This window comes from Citrobacter sp. SX206 (assembly GCF_024181025.1).
In the GTDB taxonomy this organism is placed as follows: Bacteria; Pseudomonadota; Gammaproteobacteria; order Enterobacterales; family Enterobacteriaceae; genus Citrobacter; species Citrobacter youngae.
In genome coordinates, this window is sequence record NZ_CP049738.1 from 4,282,635 (window position 1) to 4,300,614 (window position 17,980).

Annotated in this window: 17 protein-coding genes; 5 read left to right on the top strand and 12 right to left on the bottom strand. The window is 53.2% G+C overall.

Going from position 1 to position 17,980, the window contains the following annotated elements; all coding sequences use genetic code 11:
• Positions 1 to 211: 211 nt before the first annotated feature.
• From pspG to G8S19_RS20670, 3 genes are all read right to left on the bottom strand, one after another.
• Positions 212 to 454 (bottom strand): envelope stress response protein PspG, encoded by a 243-nt coding sequence (gene pspG / locus G8S19_RS20660; protein WP_003031713.1) that lies wholly within the window; start codon positions 452 to 454, stop codon positions 212 to 214.
• Between the two features lie 133 nt (positions 455 to 587).
• Complete coding sequence (gene dusA / locus G8S19_RS20665) at positions 588 to 1,586, bottom strand: tRNA dihydrouridine(20/20a) synthase DusA (RefSeq protein ID WP_115644062.1); 999 nt, start codon at positions 1,584 to 1,586, stop codon at positions 588 to 590.
• A 106-nt stretch (positions 1,587 to 1,692) separates the two neighbouring features.
• Positions 1,693 to 2,181, bottom strand: a complete 489-nt coding sequence (locus G8S19_RS20670) for a cupin domain-containing protein (RefSeq protein ID WP_048213928.1) — start codon at positions 2,179 to 2,181, stop codon at positions 1,693 to 1,695.
• 115 nt (positions 2,182 to 2,296) lie between these two features.
• Here G8S19_RS20670 and zur point away from each other — a divergent pair, with 115 nt between their 5' ends.
• Positions 2,297 to 2,815 carry a zinc uptake transcriptional repressor Zur gene (gene zur, locus G8S19_RS20675; protein ID WP_003031709.1) on the top strand — a complete coding sequence of 173 codons (519 nt, stop codon included), beginning with the start codon at positions 2,297 to 2,299 and terminating at the stop codon, positions 2,813 to 2,815.
• A 44-nt stretch (positions 2,816 to 2,859) separates the two neighbouring features.
• On the opposite strand, the gene G8S19_RS20680 is transcribed toward zur, so the two are convergent.
• The 4 genes from G8S19_RS20680 to G8S19_RS20695 form a co-directional block, all read right to left on the bottom strand.
• Positions 2,860 to 3,069, bottom strand: a complete 210-nt coding sequence (locus G8S19_RS20680; protein WP_005132658.1) for a CsbD family protein — start codon at positions 3,067 to 3,069, stop codon at positions 2,860 to 2,862.
• A 136-nt stretch (positions 3,070 to 3,205) separates the two neighbouring features.
• Entirely contained in the window at positions 3,206 to 4,525 is a 1,320-nt protein-coding gene (dinF, locus tag G8S19_RS20685; protein ID WP_124021076.1) for an MATE family efflux transporter DinF, read from the bottom strand.
• Positions 4,526 to 4,646: 121 nt separating this feature from the next.
• Entirely contained in the window at positions 4,647 to 5,255 is a 609-nt protein-coding gene (gene lexA, locus G8S19_RS20690) for a transcriptional repressor LexA (RefSeq protein WP_124021077.1), read from the bottom strand.
• A gap of 109 nt (positions 5,256 to 5,364) precedes the next feature.
• On the bottom strand, positions 5,365 to 5,733 hold the full coding sequence (locus G8S19_RS20695) for a diacylglycerol kinase (RefSeq protein ID WP_048213931.1): 369 nt from the start codon (positions 5,731 to 5,733) through the stop codon (positions 5,365 to 5,367).
• A gap of 171 nt (positions 5,734 to 5,904) precedes the next feature.
• Here G8S19_RS20695 and plsB point away from each other — a divergent pair, with 171 nt between their 5' ends.
• Positions 5,905 to 8,325 (top strand): glycerol-3-phosphate 1-O-acyltransferase PlsB, encoded by a 2,421-nt coding sequence (plsB, locus tag G8S19_RS20700; RefSeq protein ID WP_048213932.1) that lies wholly within the window; start codon positions 5,905 to 5,907, stop codon positions 8,323 to 8,325.
• A gap of 54 nt (positions 8,326 to 8,379) precedes the next feature.
• Here plsB and ubiA read toward each other — a convergent pair whose 3' ends face one another.
• The 5 genes from ubiA to malK all read right to left on the bottom strand — a co-directional run bounded on the left by ubiA (position 8,380) and on the right by malK (position 13,548).
• Positions 8,380 to 9,252 (bottom strand): 4-hydroxybenzoate octaprenyltransferase, encoded by an 873-nt coding sequence (gene ubiA, locus G8S19_RS20705; RefSeq protein ID WP_048213933.1) that lies wholly within the window; start codon positions 9,250 to 9,252, stop codon positions 8,380 to 8,382.
• A gap of 13 nt (positions 9,253 to 9,265) precedes the next feature.
• Positions 9,266 to 9,763 carry a chorismate lyase gene (ubiC, locus tag G8S19_RS20710; RefSeq protein WP_048213934.1) on the bottom strand — a complete coding sequence of 166 codons (498 nt, stop codon included), beginning with the start codon at positions 9,761 to 9,763 and terminating at the stop codon, positions 9,266 to 9,268.
• Positions 9,764 to 9,943: 180 nt separating this feature from the next.
• The gene (malM, locus tag G8S19_RS20715; RefSeq protein ID WP_061067019.1) at positions 9,944 to 10,891 is read right to left on the bottom strand and encodes a maltose operon protein MalM; all 948 of its coding nucleotides are present in this window, start codon (positions 10,889 to 10,891) and stop codon (positions 9,944 to 9,946) included.
• 113 nt (positions 10,892 to 11,004) lie between these two features.
• Positions 11,005 to 12,360: a maltoporin gene (locus G8S19_RS20720; protein WP_048213936.1), complete on the bottom strand. Its 1,356-nt coding sequence runs from the start codon at positions 12,358 to 12,360 to the stop codon at positions 11,005 to 11,007.
• A 78-nt stretch (positions 12,361 to 12,438) separates the two neighbouring features.
• A complete protein-coding gene (malK, locus tag G8S19_RS20725; RefSeq protein ID WP_005132674.1) occupies positions 12,439 to 13,548 on the bottom strand; it encodes a maltose/maltodextrin ABC transporter ATP-binding protein MalK in 1,110 nt (369 codons plus the stop codon).
• Positions 13,549 to 13,909: 361 nt separating this feature from the next.
• Between malK and malE the strand changes: the two genes are divergently transcribed.
• The 3 genes from malE (at position 13,910) to malG (ending at position 17,736) form a co-directional block, all read left to right on the top strand.
• Positions 13,910 to 15,100, top strand: coding sequence for a maltose/maltodextrin ABC transporter substrate-binding protein MalE (gene malE, locus G8S19_RS20730; protein ID WP_061067017.1), 1,191 nt, complete (start codon positions 13,910 to 13,912; stop codon positions 15,098 to 15,100).
• A 186-nt stretch (positions 15,101 to 15,286) separates the two neighbouring features.
• Positions 15,287 to 16,831 (top strand): maltose ABC transporter permease MalF, encoded by a 1,545-nt coding sequence (malF, locus tag G8S19_RS20735; protein WP_199970699.1) that lies wholly within the window; start codon positions 15,287 to 15,289, stop codon positions 16,829 to 16,831.
• Between the two features lie 14 nt (positions 16,832 to 16,845).
• Positions 16,846 to 17,736: a maltose ABC transporter permease MalG gene (gene malG / locus G8S19_RS20740; RefSeq protein WP_016155340.1), complete on the top strand. Its 891-nt coding sequence runs from the start codon at positions 16,846 to 16,848 to the stop codon at positions 17,734 to 17,736.
• Positions 17,737 to 17,980 lie beyond the last annotated feature (244 nt).

The following is a 17,980-nucleotide window of genomic DNA, read 5'->3' on the forward strand; positions in this document are numbered from 1 at the left end:
ATGAAAGCAGCCAACACACCTGCGGTTTGAATTATGACGGGGAAGTAAAGAATTAGGGCTTCCCATGGGAAGCCCTTTCTTTTTTTAGTTCGGCTGTATGTAGGGTACAGCTCGATGAATTCGTTAACCACGCAATAGTGACAGATTTGATAATCAATTCCTATTTGGTTCTAAAGGCAATGTTGCAGGTTGTGACGCACCGCTCAATACCTTAGTAAAATCGACGGTTATTGCGCTGATACTGTGGGACTTTTGGCGCTTTTATCGCCTTGATAACCCACACCACGGCAACAGCCAGTAGCAGCCAGGGCAACAGTTTAATCATCAAGGCAAATAGTCCACCCAGAAACATCACTGCGGTGGCTACGACCAATGCGGCCAGAACGCCCAGCAAAGATACGCCGGTGACCATCAGCATGATAAAAAACCCAATCACAAAAAGTAGTTCCAGCATGGCTCTCTCCCGAAATGAAATTCTCTCCATTGCTTTACAAGAAACATGCCAAAAATAATGTATTGATTTATAAAGAAAACGCCCCGCGACAAAGCGCAGGGCGTGGTGAAATTAACTAACTTTTGGTGAAAACTTAACGCTTGTCTGCCACCAGTTTCAGCGCGTGTTCCAAAACGTTAATATCGGCCCCGGCTTTATGCGCATTTTCACTCAGATAACGACGCCATTGGCGTGCGCCTGGAATTCCCTGGAACAACCCCAGCATGTGGCGGGTCACATGCCCCAGATACGTACCTTTACTCAGCTCCCGCTCAATATAGGGATACATGGCACGCACCACGGCGACAGGGTCTGCATCCGGCGTGGTCGCAGCAAAAATTTCACGGTCGACCGACGCCAGAATCCCCGGGTTTTGATAGGCTTCCCGGCCCACCATTACGCCGTCCATATATTGCAGATGCGTTTTTGCTTCTTCCAGTGATTTAATTCCGCCGTTAATCGACATCGTCAACTGCGGGAAATCACGCTTCAACTGATAAACACGGTCATAATCCAGCGGTGGGATTTCGCGGTTTTCTTTCGGGCTTAACCCCGACAGCCAGGCCTTGCGGGCGTGGATGATAAACATCTCACATTCGCCGTTACCCGAGACCGTGTTGATGAAGTCACACAGGAATTCGTAGCTGTCCTGATCATCAATGCCGATACGGGTTTTCACCGTTACCGGAATCGACACCGCGTCGCGCATCGCCTTCACGCAATCGGCGACCAGTTGCGCATTCCCCATCAGGCAAGCGCCAAACATGCCATTCTGCACGCGGTCGGAAGGACAACCCACGTTGAGATTGATTTCGTCATAACCCCGCTGTTCAGCGAGCTTTGCGCACTGCGCCAGCGCCGCAGGATCGCTCCCGCCCAGTTGCAATGCGACCGGATGCTCTTCTTCGCTATACGCCAGATAATCGCCTTTACCATGAATGATCGCGCCGGTGGTTACCATCTCCGTATAGAGCAACGTCTGGCGGGACAGCAGGCGCAAAAAGTAGCGGCAGTGTCTGTCCGTCCAGTCGAGCATCGGCGCGATAGAAAAACGATGAGCGGGAAAAGCGGTAGACTGAGATTCAGGCAGCATGGCGAATATTCAAGCATCCGGTTAAAAAAGGGGCGCTACTATAGCATAGACCGTTGCGATAGTGAGCCACATCATCGTGGATAGCGCCCTTCGTTCGCGTGGATTGTCATTTCCGCCCAGGTTTTCCGTCGTGTGGACCAAAAAACTGTGGAGGATGATCAACCCAGCGATCTTCACGCGTGACTGCATAGACCGGATTGAGTGGATAGTAGATGCGGTTATGCTTCTTGTTCGCCTCACCGACGACCAGCAGCCGCACCTCGTCACTGGTGTTGTTGATAAAAGTGTGGCACACACCGGTTCCTGCCGGAAAACCAACGCTGTCGCCGGGTTCCAGCTTCCATAAGTAACCATTTATCCAGGCTTCCGGGTACCCTTCCAGTACGTAGATGAACTCTTCTTCATCACTTTCAGCGTGTGGATAAGAAGTACGCCGACCCGGCGGCAGACGTTCGTGATGGATGCCTAATCGCCCTAACCCCAACCTGCGGGCCAGCGGCGCGCCAATAGAAAAAAGCTCATCGCTGCCTGGATAGGTGGAGTCATCAGGCCCCTCAACTTCACGCCAGTGGCGAATACAATCGGGTCTTTTCATGTTAATTTTCCAGTGTTGCGATGCGTCAGGTATAGCACACAGCGGTGGATCTCGGCGTTTTAAGCAGAACATGATAAAGTAAGGGATTAACCTTCCACGCAAATCGAGGCGCCAAATGGACAAAACCACCACGCAGGAGTTATTGGCTCAAGCTGAAAAACTCTGTGCGCAACGTAACGTGCGGCTCACGCCACAACGCCTCGAAGTGCTGCGCCTGATGAGCCTGCAGGAAGGGGCAATCAGCGCTTACGATCTGCTTGATCTGTTAAGGGAAACCGAACCACAGGCTAAGCCGCCTACCGTCTATCGTGCGCTCGATTTTCTGCTTGAACAAGGTTTTGTGCACAAAGTGGAGTCAACCAACAGCTATGTGCTTTGCCATCTGTTCGATCAGCCAACCCACAGCTCCGCAATGTTCATCTGCGACCGCTGTGGCGTGGTAAAAGAAGAGTGTGCGGAAGGCGTGGAAGATATTATGCATACGCTGGCAGCTAAAATGGGATTTGCTCTGCGCCATAATGTGATTGAAGCCCACGGCCTGTGTCCGGCATGTGTGGAAGTTGAATCATGCCGCCATCCTGGCGAATGCCAGCATGACCATACCATTCAGGTGAAAAAGAAAGTCGGGCGGTAAATAAAAGAGCGTACGTCCTTGTACTCTCAGGAGGGAGGGGTTAATTACCAGCGGTAATCGTTGCGTTTTTCCCAATCTTTAACTTCTTTCTCCGCCTGATCTTTCGCGTACCCATATCGTTCCTGGACTTTACCAACCAGCTGGTCGCGTTTACCTTCAATGACCGTCATATCATCATCGGTCAGTTTGCCCCATTGCTCTTTCACTTTACCTTTGAACTGTTTCCAGTTACCACTGACTTCGTCTTTATTCATCATCAAGTCCTCATCGTTAGGTTGTGAATAGCGAGAGTGCCGCGCCCGAATACATGCTGTTTTTGCTGGACGTGATAGTAAGTGTAGTCAGGGATTCTGGGTTTTATTTACTATTCGGAATTTTTAACCATAGGCATCAGGCAAACCAGGTGCCATTACGCCAGTGACGTCGCCAGATGAAGGCCAGTGAAAGCCCGCGCAGCGCGAGAAAAACGGTTAACGCCAGCCACAAGCCGTGGTTTCCCAGCAGCGGTAAAGTCAGGAGCGTTAAGGCGAATCCCACTGCGGCAACGGCCATACTGTTGCGCATTTCAGCGGCACGCGTTGCGCCAATAAACATGCCGTCCAGCAGATAACACCACACACCCACCAGCGGCAAAACCACCTGCCAGAAAAGATAGCGATCGGCCAGGTGTTGGATTTGCGGCAGCGAGGTCAGCAGCGCCACAATCTGCTCGCCGAACAGGGCATAAACCATCGAAAACAGGACGGCCACAATACCCGACTGCCGGCAGGCCGCCCGCCAGACATCCAGCAACTGGCTACCATCGCGTGCCCCATAGGCCTGGCCAGAGTGCGCTTCCACGGCATAGGCAAACCCGTCCAGCGCATAGGCAGTGAACGTCAGCAGGGTCATCAGAACGGCATTGACCGCAATGACATCGCTACCGAGGCGAGCCCCGAGTACCGTGATAGCACCAAAGCAGAGTTGCAACAGCAGCGAACGCAGCATGATGTCACGGTTGAGCGCCAGCAAACGGCGGAAGTTGCCACGCCACGCCTGCTTCAGCATTGCCAGCGAAACTCCGCGCAAATGCAGGACTTTGCGTACCATCATCAGACCGATAAGCAGCGTGGCATATTCGGCAATCACCGTCGCCAGTGCTGCACCCTGCACGTTCATATGCAGGCCCATCACCAGCCATAAATCGAGCGCAATGTTGAGAATATTGCCGACAATCAGCAGGATAACCGGCGCACGCGCATATTGTACGCCAAGCAACCAGCCGAGCAGCACCAGATTGGCCAGTGAGGCGGGCGCGCTTAGCCAGCGGATTTCCAGGAAACGCCGGGCTTGTTCCAGTACCGCTTCACTACCCCCGACAATATGCAGCGCTAAATCGATAATCGGCGTGCGAAACAGCGCGATAAACAGCCCCGCTCCCAGCGCCAGTATCAGCGGTTGTACCAGCGCGCGCGCCAGCGCCTGAGGATTTTTCGCACCGAACGCCTGGGCCGTCAGGCCGGTGGTACTCATGCGTAAAAACAGCAGCAGCATAAAGAGAAAACTGGTCGCTGTTGCGCCGACAGCAACGCCACCCAGGTAGACCGGGCTATCCAAATGACCAATCACTGCGGTATCCACCAGCCCCAGCAGTGGAACAGTGATGTTGGAGAAAATCATCGGTAAGGCAAGGTGCCAGAGTGCTTTATCAGAGGAGGTAAAGAAAGGCATGGAAAAGAGCCTGAAAAGAAATTAACGCGTTTTTGTAGGCCCGATAAGCGTAGCATCATCGGGCAATTTGCCGGAGAGCAGCGTAAACGCCCTTTCCGGCCGACAGGAAATCAGCAGATCATTACAGCCATTCACCGTTACGAATTACGCCGACAGCCAACCCTTCAATGGTGAAGTTTTGCTCGCGCAGATCGACAACGATAGGTTTAAATTCACTGTTTTCCGGCAGAAGTTCAACCTTGTTACCCTGCTTTTTCAGGCGCTTAACCGTGACTTCATCATCAATACGGGCAACAACAACCTGGCCGTTACGCACGTCCTGCGTTTTATGCACAGCCAGTAAATCGCCATCCATAATCCCGATATCTTTCATCGACATACCGCTGACGCGCAGCAGAAAGTCGGCGTTCGGTTTGAACAGTGATGGGTCAACCTGGTAATGGCCTTCGATGTGCTGCTGTGCCAGAAGTGGCTCACCGGCCGCCACACGACCGATAAGCGGTAAGCCTTCCTCTTCTTCCTGCAGCAGGCGAATACCACGCGATGCGCCAGAAACGATTTCCAGCACACCTTTACGCGCCAGTGCTTTCAGGTGTTCTTCAGCCGCGTTTGGGGAACGGAACCCCAAACGCTGCGCGATCTCCGCACGCGTCGGTGGCATACCTGTCTGGCTGATGTGATCTCTAATGAGATCAAACACCTCTTGCTGCCTGGCCGTTAACGCTTTCATTCCGCCCCCTGGGTGTATATACAGTTATGCTGTGAGTATATACAGCTAAAGGCGAATTTGGAACCGCAAACTGCACAAAAAACAGGAGATTTATGAAGTTGTGGAATCTTTATCGCAAATGCGACCACAACAGGATGCCCCAGGTGATCACAGCGACAAAAATAGAAAGCAATACCGCAGCCGATCCCATATCTTTCGCCCGACCAGAAAGCTCGTGATACTCAGAACCAATTCGGTCGACAACCGCCTCAATGGCGCTATTCAGAATTTCAACGATCATCACCAGCATCACCGAACCAATCAGCAGTACGCGGGTAATCGCGTCAACGTCCAGCCAGCAGGCAATTGCTACCCCCAACAGTACGGCAACGCTTTCCTGACGAAATGCCGCCTCATTGATCCATGCTGCGCGGAAACCTTGCCAGGAATAGCCTGCTGCTTTGATAATCCGAGTGAATCCAGTGGTATTATTGGCCATCAAAAGAACCTTTTTACATTATTAGCGTGAGTATTATTGCATCGTTACCCTGTTTGTTTCAGGGCATAAGCAAAGCTGCGCGAAGTATGACGGGATACCACAGAAATTCACTAAACTTTCTGATATCCTTGCAGCGCATTTGCATTATTAACCAGAGGCTTTACATCGTTTATGTCCGGCTGGCCACGAATTTACTACAAATTACTGAATTTACCATTAAGCATCCTGGTAAAAAGCAAGTCTATCCCGGCGGAACCCGCCCCGGAATTGGGACTCGATACCTCTCGTCCCATTATGTACGTCTTACCGTACAACTCAAAAGCTGACTTGCTGACGCTGCGTGCCCAATGCCTGGTGCACGACCTCCCTGATCCCCTGGAACCGCTGGAGATAGACGGGACTTTGCTGCCGCGCTACGTGTTTATACACGGCGGCCCGCGTGTATTCACCTATTACACGCCAAAAGAAGAGTCCATCAAGTTGTTCCATAACTATCTCGACTTACATCGCAGCAACCCCGATCTGGATGTTCAGATGGTGCCGGTGTCTGTGATGTTTGGCCGTGCTCCTGGACGCGAGAAAGGCGAAGTCAATCCACCACTGCGCATGCTGAATGGCGTACAGAAATTCTTTGCTGTGTCCTGGCTGGGCCGCGACAGCTTTGTCCGCTTCTCACCTTCCGTCTCCCTGCGCCGCATGGCAGACGAACACGGCACAGATAAAACCATCGCGCAGAAACTGGCACGCGTGGCGCGTATGCACTTTGCCCGCCAGCGCTTAGCGGCGGTTGGCCCTCGCCTTCCTGCCCGCCAGGATCTGTTTAATAAACTGCTGGCCTCAAAAGCCATCGCACGCGCGGTGGAAGATGAAGCACGCAGCAAAAAAATCTCCCATGAAAAAGCGCAGCAAAACGCTATCGCATTGATGGAAGAGATTGCCGCCAACTTCTCCTACGAAATGATCCGCCTGACGGACCGTATTCTGGGCTTTACCTGGAACCGTCTGTATCAGGGGATTAACGTTCATAATGCGGAGCGCGTACGCCAACTGGCGCACGACGGACATGAAATCGTCTATGTGCCGTGCCACCGCAGCCATATGGACTACATGCTGCTGTCGTACGTTCTGTACCATCAGGGACTGGTTCCACCGCATATCGCGGCCGGTATCAACCTGAATTTCTGGCCGGCAGGTCCGATTTTCCGCCGTCTGGGCGCATTCTTTATTCGTCGTACGTTTAAAGGCAATAAGCTCTATTCCACCGTATTCCGCGAATACCTGGGCGAGTTGTTCAGCCGCGGCTATTCGGTTGAGTACTTTGTCGAAGGTGGGCGGTCGCGTACCGGCCGTCTGCTCGACCCGAAAACCGGCACGCTGTCGATGACCATTCAGGCGATGCTGCGCGGCGGTACGCGTCCGATTACCCTCGTACCGATCTACATCGGCTACGAGCACGTAATGGAAGTGGGCACCTACGCCAAAGAGCTGCGTGGCGCGACGAAAGAAAAAGAGAGCCTGCCGCAAATGCTGCGTGGCTTAAGCAAGCTGCGTAATCTGGGTCAGGGCTACGTTAACTTTGGCGAACCAATGCCGCTGATGACTTACCTCAACCAGCATGTGCCGGAGTGGCGTGAATCTATCGATCCTATCGAGTCTATCCGTCCGGCCTGGCTGACGCCGACGGTGAATAACATTGCTGCCGATCTGATGGTGCGCATTAACAACGCAGGCGCGGCCAACGCCATGAACCTGTGTTGTACCGCGCTGTTGGCTTCCCGCCAGCGCTCTTTGACCCGTGAACAGTTAACCGAGCAGCTCGACTGCTACCTGAGCCTGCTGCGCAACGTGCCGTACGCGACGGACTCAACCGTTCCCGCGCAGAGCGCCAGTGAACTGATCGACCACGCCTTGCAGATGAACAAGTTTGAGGTTGAGAAAGACACCATCGGTGACATCATCATTCTGCCGCGCGAGCAGGCGGTACTGATGACCTACTACCGCAACAATATTGCCCACATGCTGGTTCTGCCTTCGTTGATGGCCGCGATTGTGACTCAGCACCGCCGGATTTCACGCGCCGCATTGCAGCAGCATATTGAAGCGCTGTACCCGATGCTGAAAGCCGAGTTGTTCCTGCGTTGGGAGCGTGATGAGCTTGCCGGGGTAATTGACGAGCTGGCCAACGAAATGCAACGTCAGGGTCTGATAACCCTGCAGAACGATGAGCTGCATATCAACCCGGTTCATTCTCGCACGCTGCAGCTGTTGGCTGCGGGCGCGCGTGAAACGCTACAGCGCTATGCCATTACCTTCTGGCTGCTGAGTGCGAACCCGTCCATCAACCGCAGTACCCTGGAGAAAGAGAGCCGCACCGTGGCACAACGTCTTTCCGTGCTGCACGGTATCAACGCGCCTGAGTTCTTCGATAAAGCCGTGTTCAGCTCCCTGGTGCTGACGCTGCGTGACGAGGGCTACATCAGCGATACCGGTGATGCCGAACCGGAAGAGACGATGAAGATCTATCAGATGCTGGCCGAGCTGGTCACGTCCGATGTGCGTCTGACCATCGAAAGCGCAACGCAGGGCGAGTAAGCATAAAAAAACCGGTCGAAATGACCGGTTTTTATTTTGCAGGCTAAGCCAAACTCAAAGGTGCCAGTAGCTCATCGCCAGCCCTAAGAACAGTACCAGCCCCACATAGTTATTGTTCATAAACGCTTTAAAGCAGGCATCCCGTTCACGATCGACAATCAGTTTCTGCTGATACACAAACAGTGCGCCCGCCACCAGCAGTGACCAGTAATAGCCCAGCCCCAACCCGTTTAACCACCCCACCATCGCCATCAGCGCCAGCACACCGACCTGCAGAATGCCAATAATCAGCTTGTCGTTCTGGCCGAACAGAATGGCGGTCGATTTAATGCCAATCTTCAGATCGTCATCACGATCAACCATCGCATACTGCGTGTCATACGCCACCGCCCAGAGAATGTTGGCGAGGAACATCAGCCAGCAGCTCAGCGGTACGGACTCGCTCACGGCGGCGAACGCCATGGGAATAGACCAGCCAAACGCCGCCCCCAGCACCACCTGCGGCAGGTGCGTATAGCGTTTCATGAAGGGATAAACCCACGCCAGTGCTAACGCGGCAACGGACAACAAAATCGTCATCGTGTTAAGAGTCAGAACCAACAGGAAGGCGAGCAACACCAGCACAACAAACAGTGTTCGGGCCTCTTTCTCCGTGACTGCACCGCTCGGCAGCGGCCGGTTTGCGGTCCGTTTGACGTGTCCGTCAAATTTCCTGTCGGCATAATCATTCACCACGCATCCGGCAGCGCGCATCAGCCACACACCGGCGACAAACACCGCCAGTATCCATAATTGCGGTACACCAGGGGTCGCTACCCACAGCGCCCACAGCGTCGGCCAGAGCAGCAGTAAGGCGCCAATTGGCTTATCCGTACGCATCAAGCGGTGAAACGCCAGCAGCTTACTCTGCGTCAGACTCCACTCCATCTTTATCTTCCTCTCAGTACAACGGCGATGCAGGCAAAAAAAGCTCGGTAAGCATCAGCGGCTTACCGCTCAGTCGCAGTCGGGAACGACGCCCCCACAGCGCTGCATCGCGGCCAATCTCAATAAAATCGCGGGTCAATGTCGATGATGTAAACAGATAGCGCCCGAGCGGGGTTTTCCCCAGATTTTGTAAAGCCAGTTCGGGGCCGCACAAGGTGGATTCAGGCACCACGGTCCGCCCGGCAAGCCATGGCTCACCATCCGCGCATAACAGGATTTCCCGCAACCAATAGCGGGATTCTGCCGGCAGCAGCGTCAACTCTTCAGCGACTTCATTTTGCCCAACGAATCCTTCTCGTATCAATGTTACGGTGACCTGTTTTCCCTGCTGCTCAAAACGTTTGGTCATCGAATCTTCCAGTAACAACCAGTCGAGCAATTGAGGGTCAAGCGACGGGATCGCATCAAAATAACGCAGAGCACGCAGTTGCGTTAACGCGGGGTGTGGCATGCCTTACTCTCCGATTCATAACCTGAAGGCATTGTATCGCAGAAAAGGCTTTGCGGGGTGAGCAAACACGATTAAGTGATCGGTAGGGCAACATAAGTGTAACAAGTAGCATCGAAGGATAAAAAAAGGTGCGCCAGGAGACGCACCAGTTGTTGCAAAATCAACAATGTGGGGAGATGGTTACCCCTTGCCTTTTACACTGCTGATAAAGGTGGAACGGGCAGATTTGGATCCCAGACGTTCAGCTTCATCAAGCAGCTTCAGCGCTTTATCAACATCACCTTTCGCCACGGCATCCTTAATCGCCTGGTTAAAATAGTTCTCAGTGTCATTCAGCATCGGCTCGCTTTTCTTCACCGGTTGCGGTGCCGGTGCGGCTACCGCGGCAGCCGGGGCTGCATAGGCCACCGCAGGTGCAGCGGTATTACCCACCGTCACCGGACCCGGGCCAGAGGAGCCAAACAGCGGCCCAACCAGCACGCTGGAGGTGCTGTTAGTTTTCACCTGCAGTTTCACCAGACCATCGGTAGTATGGCGGGCAATCGGGTCCGGAATATCCGGAACAGCATTGCCCACGCCCTTGGCATACGCTTTCGCCGGGTCAAGCAGCGTGGTGGTCTGTTGGAGATCTTTATCAGTAGTAAAGACCAGAACATAAAGCTTCTGCTGTCCCAGCGCTGGCGTCAGACGCATCACCCCTTCCAGGCGATCCGCACTCATCACACCCGGTGCCTGGTAGGTAAAGTAGCTGCTGGGGAAGAACGCAGATGGCGTCATGTTCTGATCAAGAATTAAAACGTTTGGCGCAAATACGCTGGTTTGTTGGTTAACTTCACTGCTCAGCGTCAGGGTCAGTTCACCAATATTGGCCGGTACGCTATAGGCGGCAACCGGGCCGCTAATACCGGCAATGTCCAGACGCTGTCCCGCTGTCGCCAACGGGGTTGACTGGGTTTTCGATTGGTCGACGGGCGTCCAGGCCAGTTGTTGCAACGCAGCCGTCGGAATCGACGGTGCAGCTGCGGTGTCCTGCGGAACGATATTCACATCGGCCAGGCTGATTCCGGGAACGCTGGCAAATAACCCTGCCGATAAACAAAGGGCAACGAGACTTTTCTTCATTTTCATTGTTATCACCTCAGATAGCATGGGTTCAGCGGTGGCCAGGCAATAGCGCGCTAAACCGTAAGTAAGAGGGGCTTACGCCCCTCTTTAGGTCATTACGTCAGGTTAATGCTGGATTACCACCAGATTTCCATCTGGGCACCGAAGGACCACTCGTCGCTATCGCCACGGCTGGTTGTGCTGATACCGGAGTTGGTTGCAGCAGCATATTTAGAGACCTTATCTCCGTTTTTCACGTAGCCCCATTCTTCATCCCATTTGGCATAGGTTGCAAAGACGCGGATTGCCGGACGAGACCAGATGCTGTCGCCTGCCTGCCACTGTTGCGCCAGGGTGATTTTGTATTGGCTGTTGCGATCGCCAGTCTGTTGAGATTTGACGTTGTCGTAGCCGACTTCCATCAGGGTGCTCATGATTGGCGTCCATTTGTACATCGGACGAATACCCACGGTGTACCATTCAGTACCCAGGTCGTTATCCATGTCGATATTCTGATACATACCGACGTACATCAGGTCCCACTTGTCGCCCAGAGAGATAGCACCGTGGTCAAGTACGCGTACCAGGCTACCGTTGTTATTGATGTTGTTGTTTACATGATGGATAACGGGATCATTTGGTGTTGCCTGGGTATCGAAGGTTGAACCGTAAGTACCCTGCGAGCCACCTTTACCCTGCGTGGTCATCGCGTCAGTTGCATACTGAACCACAAACTTGTTATAGCCCTTCAGCATGCTCTGAGTATGTTCTGCAGTGAACATCCAGCCATCTTTAGAAGCGCTATCCGCGTAGCTATAACCGTCAGTTTTATTCGCACGACCGTAGTCAACACCCAGCTCCAGCATGCCGTCCGGGTTAATGGCCATCTGCGCTAAACGCATGTCGAATACGTCGTTCGCGGTATCTTTGGATGTGTCGTAGATATTCTGGCTACTGAAGGTGTAAGAACCACCCGCTTCCTGAGAACGGGTTGCGGCCAGAGACAGCTTACCAAAGCCCAGATCGATGTTTTCAATACCGGCACCAGGACCTGAAATATCCCAGTAGTAGAAGTCGATCATATGGACGTCATGACGCTGATAGAAACGTTTACCGGCCCAGATGGTGGAACCCGGCAGCCATTCAATCAGGTTTTTACCCTGCACGTTGGCTTCGCGGAAAGCAGGATCGGTCGCTTCCCAGTCATTCTGCTGTGCAACAGAGTAGGCAACGTTAGTGTCGAAGTAGAAGCTCTTATCGCCTTCTTTCCACACTTCCTGGCCCAGCTTAATTTCGGCATAGGTTTCACATTCGTTACCGAGACGGTATTTACTTTGGGCACCGGTTGCCTGGAAACATTGTTGTTCGCCGCCACTACCCGTCCAGCCGATACCGGAACGAGCATAACCATGGAAATCGACAGCCATTGCCTGAACAGACATAATGCCTGCTGCCACAGCAACCGCCAGAGGAAGTTTGCGCAGAGTAATCATCGTTCTATCTCCTGAGATCATTGCTTTTCTTTAAACGCTTCACCTTGACGGTTTTGCGCTTTTTTTTAATGGGATACCTTAAACGCCCGGCTCTTGATGCAACCGACGACATGCAGTGCCATCCTCACGGAACAGATGGCAACGCTCTGGCGGCAGGCCGATAGCGAATGTGGCACCCTCTTCTACCAACACCACGTCGTTCTGGCGGTAAACCAGGTTCTGACGGATGGCGGGGATCTGGATATGGATTTGTGTTTCGTGACCAAGCTGCTCGACTACCTGTACTTCACCTTCGAGGGTGACATCAGCAATATCGCTGGGCAGCAGATGTTCCGGGCGGATACCTAAAGACATATTGGCGCCGACCTGCACCGCGCGGCTTTCCACTGGTAGCCATATTTGCTGGCGGTTAGGCAGCTCAACCTGAACCTGATCGATCGCCGTTGCCGTCACTTTCACCGGCAGGAAGTTCATCTTTGGCGAACCAATAAACCCGGCAACAAAGCGGTCAGCCGGGTAGTGGTACAGCTCCAGGGGTTTACCTACCTGCGCGACGCGGCCGGCATCCAGCACCACAATTTTGTCGGCCAGGGTCATCGCTTCGACCTGATCGTGGGTGACGTAAATCATCGTGCGGCCAAGACGCTTATGCAGGCGGGAGATTTCAATGCGCATCTGGACGCGCAGTGCGGCATCGAGGTTTGACAGCGGTTCGTCCAACAGAAAGACTCGCGGCTCTGCAACCAACGTACGGCCAATCGCCACACGCTGACGTTGTCCACCAGAGAGCGCTTTGGGTTTGCGCTCCAGCAGATGGGCCAGTTGCAGTACTTCTGCGACCTGATTAACACGCTGGTTCATCACCTCTTTTTTGGCGCCTGCCAGCTTGAGGCCGAACGACATGTTTTCGGCGACGGACAAATGGGGATACAGCGCATAGGACTGGAAGACCATCCCCACGCCACGTTCGGCGGGTGGAATGTCATTCATCCGGGTCTCCCCGATAAACAAATCACCACTGGTGATGGTTTCAAGTCCGGCGATCATACGCAGCAAGGTCGACTTACCACAGCCTGACGGTCCGACAAACACCACGAATTCCCCTTCGTGAATGTCGAGATTGATATCTTTCGATACCACCACGTCACCCCAGGCTTTCGTTACATTTCGCAGCTGTACGCTCGCCATGCCCTTCTCCCTTCGTTACAACCTGTCATCGACAGCAACATTCATTGATGGATTGAATATGCGTTATCCCTTAACGGCGTGAATCCTCCACCCCCCAGCTTTTTTATGGGGGAGGAGGCGGGAGGATGAGAGAGCAGCGTCTGAGACCCTGGCTGTACGCCGTGGAGGAATTTCGTGATGTCGCTTGCAAAAATCAGTGGGTTTTTATGTGCGCCAGTACGCATTACTCACATTTATGTAACACAGATCACATAAAGAATGGGTGGGGCGTAGGGGTAAGGAGGATGGAAAGAGGTTGTCGTATAAAGAAACTAGTCACCGTTAAGCCACCTCTGCAATATCACCAAACAGGATGGGAACTATGAAAATCAAAACTGGCGCACGCATCCTCGCATTGTCCGCATTGACGACGATGATGTTCTCCGCCTCGGCTCTCGCCAAGATTGAAGAAGGTAAGCTGGTTATCTGGATTAACGGCGATAAAGGCTACAACGGCCTCGCTGAAGTAGGCAAAAAATTCGAGAAAGACACGGGTATCAAAGTCACCATTGAGCACCCGGACAAACTAGAAGAAAAATTCCCGCAGGTTGCCGCGACCGGTGATGGCCCGGACATCATCTTCTGGGCACATGACCGCTTTGGCGGCTACGCGCAGTCTGGCCTGCTGGCTGAAATCACCCCGGATAAAGCGTTCCAGGACAAACTCTATCCGTTCACCTGGGATGCCGTACGCTATAACGGCAAGCTGATTGCTTACCCAATCGCGGTTGAAGCGCTGTCGCTGATTTACAACAAAGACCTCGTGCCAAATCCACCGAAAACCTGGGAAGAAATTCCTGCGCTGGACAAAGAGCTGAAGGCGAAAGGTAAATCTGCGCTGATGTTCAACCTGCAAGAACCGTACTTCACCTGGCCGCTGATTGCTGCCGACGGCGGTTACGCGTTCAAGTTTGAAAACGGCAAATATGACGTGAAAGACGTGGGCGTGGACAACGCTGGCGCGAAAGCGGGTCTGACCTTCCTGGTTGACCTTATCAAGAACAAACACATGAACGCGGATACCGACTACTCCATCGCAGAAGCGGCCTTCAACAAGGGCGAAACGGCGATGACCATCAACGGTCCGTGGGCGTGGTCGAACATCGACAAGAGCAAAATTAACTACGGCGTCACGCTGCTGCCAACCTTCAAAGGCAAAGCGTCTAAACCGTTTGTTGGGGTACTGAGCGCCGGTATTAACGCCGCCAGCCCGAACAAAGAACTGGCGAAAGAGTTCCTCGAAAACTACCTGCTGACCGACCAGGGTCTGGATGAAGTGAACAAGGACAAACCGCTGGGCGCCGTGGCGCTGAAATCCTTCCAGGATCAATTAGCAAAAGATCCACGCATCGCCGCCACCATGGATAACGCCCAGAAAGGCGAAATCATGCCGAACATCCCGCAGATGTCCGCATTCTGGTATGCCGTTCGTACCGCAGTGATCAACGCAGCCAGCGGCCGTCAGACCGTCGATGCCGCGCTGAAAGATGCACAAGGTCGTATCACCAAGTAATACGGTTTCCCTTATTTCTTAGGGAATCAGGTTTATTGAATACGTTGTTACGCGAAATCATTCGCGCTACATCGAGGCGGCAAGGAGGCAAATCCCCAGGAGCTTACATAAGTAAGTGACTGGGGTGCGCTTCCGCAGCCAACAAAGAGGTAGTGCGAAGGATAAAGCGTAAAGAGGAAGATCCCCATGGATGTCATTAAAAAGAAACACTGGTGGCAAAGCGACCGGCTTAAATGGTCAGTGATAGGTCTGCTTGGGCTGCTGGTCGGTTACCTTGTTGTTTTGATGTACGCTCAGGGGGAGTACCTGTTTGCCATCATGACGCTGATTTTAAGCTCTGCTGGCCTGTATATTTTCGCTAACCGTAAAACCTATGCCTGGCGTTATGTTTATCCTGGCGTCGCTGGTATGGGGCTGTTTGTTCTGTTTCCATTGGTTTGCACCATCGCAATTGCCTTTACCAACTACAGCAGCACCAACCAGCTGACCTTTGAACGTGCTCAGGAAGTCCTGATGGATCGTTCGTATCAGGCTGGGAAAACCTACAACTTCGGTCTGTATCCGGCGGGTACGGAGTGGCAACTGGCTCTCACCGACGGTGAAACCGGCAAGAATTATCTCTCCGACGCCTTTAAATTTGGCGGCGAACAGAAACTGCAGTTGAAAGAAGCCGAAGCGCTGCCAGCGGGCGAGCGTGCAACGCTGCGTATCATCACGCAAAATCGCCAGGCATTAACCCAATTGACCGCCATCCTGCCGGATGAAAGCAAAGTGATTATGAGTTCACTGCGCCAGTTTTCCGGCACGCAACCGCTCTATACCCTCGCTGACGACGGCATGCTCACCAATAACCAGAGCGGCGTAAAATACCGCCCGAACAGCGACATTGGTTATTACCAGGCGATTAACGCCGACGGAAGCTGGGGTGCAGAAAAACTCAGCCCAGGCTATACCGTCGCTATTGGCTGGGACAACTTCACTCGCGTGTTTACCGACGAAGGCATCCAGAAACCATTCTTCGCCATCTTTGTCTGGACGGTGGTCTTCTCCGTTCTGACAGTGATCCTCACCGTTGCTGTGGGGATGGTGCTGGCCTGTCTCGTACAGTGGGAGTCTCTCAAAGGCAAAGCGATTTACCGTGTCCTGCTGATTCTTCCGTATGCCGTACCGTCGTTTATCTCGATTCTGATTTTCAAGGGCTTATTCAACCAGAGCTTTGGTGAAATCAACATGATGCTGAGCGCACTGTTTGGTATCAAACCGGCCTGGTTCAGCGACCCAACCACCGCACGTTCGATGATTATTATCGTCAACACCTGGCTCGGTTATCCATACATGATGATCCTGTGCATGGGTCTGCTGAAAGCAATTCCTGACGATCTGTATGAAGCCTCGGCGATGGATGGCGCCGGCCCGTTCCAGAACTTCTTTAAGATTACGCTTCCGCTGCTGATTAAGCCGCTAACGCCGCTGATGATTGCCAGCTTTGCTTTTAACTTTAACAACTTCGTGCTGATTCAACTGTTGACCAACGGTGGCCCGGACCGACTTGGCACCACCACGCCAGCCGGCTATACCGACCTGCTCGTGAGCTACACCTACCGTATCGCCTTCGAAGGCGGCGGCGGACAGGACTTCGGTCTGGCAGCGGCGATTGCCACGCTGATCTTCCTGCTGGTGGGTGCGCTGGCGATTGTTAACCTGAAAGCCACACGAATGAAATTCGACTAAGGAGGGCACGGAATATGGCTATGGTCCAACCCAAATCTCAGAAGCTACGTTTATTGACCACGCACCTTCTGCTACTGATTTTCATCGCGGCGATCATGTTCCCGCTGCTGATGGTCATTGCTATTTCGCTGCGCGAAGGTAACTTCGCCACCGGTAGCCTGATCCCGGAAAACATCTCCTGGGAACACTGGAAACTGGCGTTGGGCTTTAGCGTTGAGCACGCAGATGGCCGTGTGACGCCGCCGCCGTTCCCGGTACTGCTGTGGCTGTGGAACTCAGTGAAGGTGGCCACCATTACCGCGATTGGTATCGTGACGCTTTCCACCACCTGTGCTTACGCCTTTGCCCGTATGCGTTTCCCGGGTAAAGCAACCCTGCTGAAAGGGATGCTGATTTTCCAGATGTTCCCGGCAGTACTGTCTCTGGTCGCCCTGTACGCGTTGTTTGACCGCCTGGGCCAGTACATTCCGTTTATCGGCCTGAACACGCACGGCGGCGTGATCTTCGCCTATCTTGGCGGTATTGCGCTGCATGTATGGACGATTAAGGGGTATTTCGAAACCATCGACGGTTCGCTGGAAGAAGCGGCCGCGCTGGATGGCGCAACGCCGTGGCAGGCATTCCGCCTGGTGCTGCTACCGCTTTCCGTTCCGATTCTGGCGGTGGTATTTATTCTGTCGTTCATTGCCGCTATTACCGAAGTCCCGGTCGCGTCACTGCTGCTGCGTGATGTGAACAGCTATACCCTCGCGGTAGGTATGCAGCAGTACCTCAATCCACAGAACTATTTGTGGGGCGACTTTGCCGCCGCAGCTGTACTTTCAGCCATTCCGATCACGCTGGTATTCCTGCTGGCGCAGCGCTGGCTGGTCAACGGCCTGACCGCGGGTGGTGTGAAAGGTTAAGTTTCATCAAAGTAGTTGTGTTACCCCGCCCGGCAACGGGCAATGCCACTGCAACCCTCAACTTATGTTATCCCAACCTGTGACTGTTATTCGGCGCTCTACGGAGCGCCCTTTTTTTATGTTATTTTGCATTACCGTTATGATTATTTCCTTTCGTGCTCTCCATCACTGCAATTCTATTTTTCGTCTGGAAATAAACTAATTAAACGGAATTAAGATCACAGAAAAGACAAAACGTAATTGC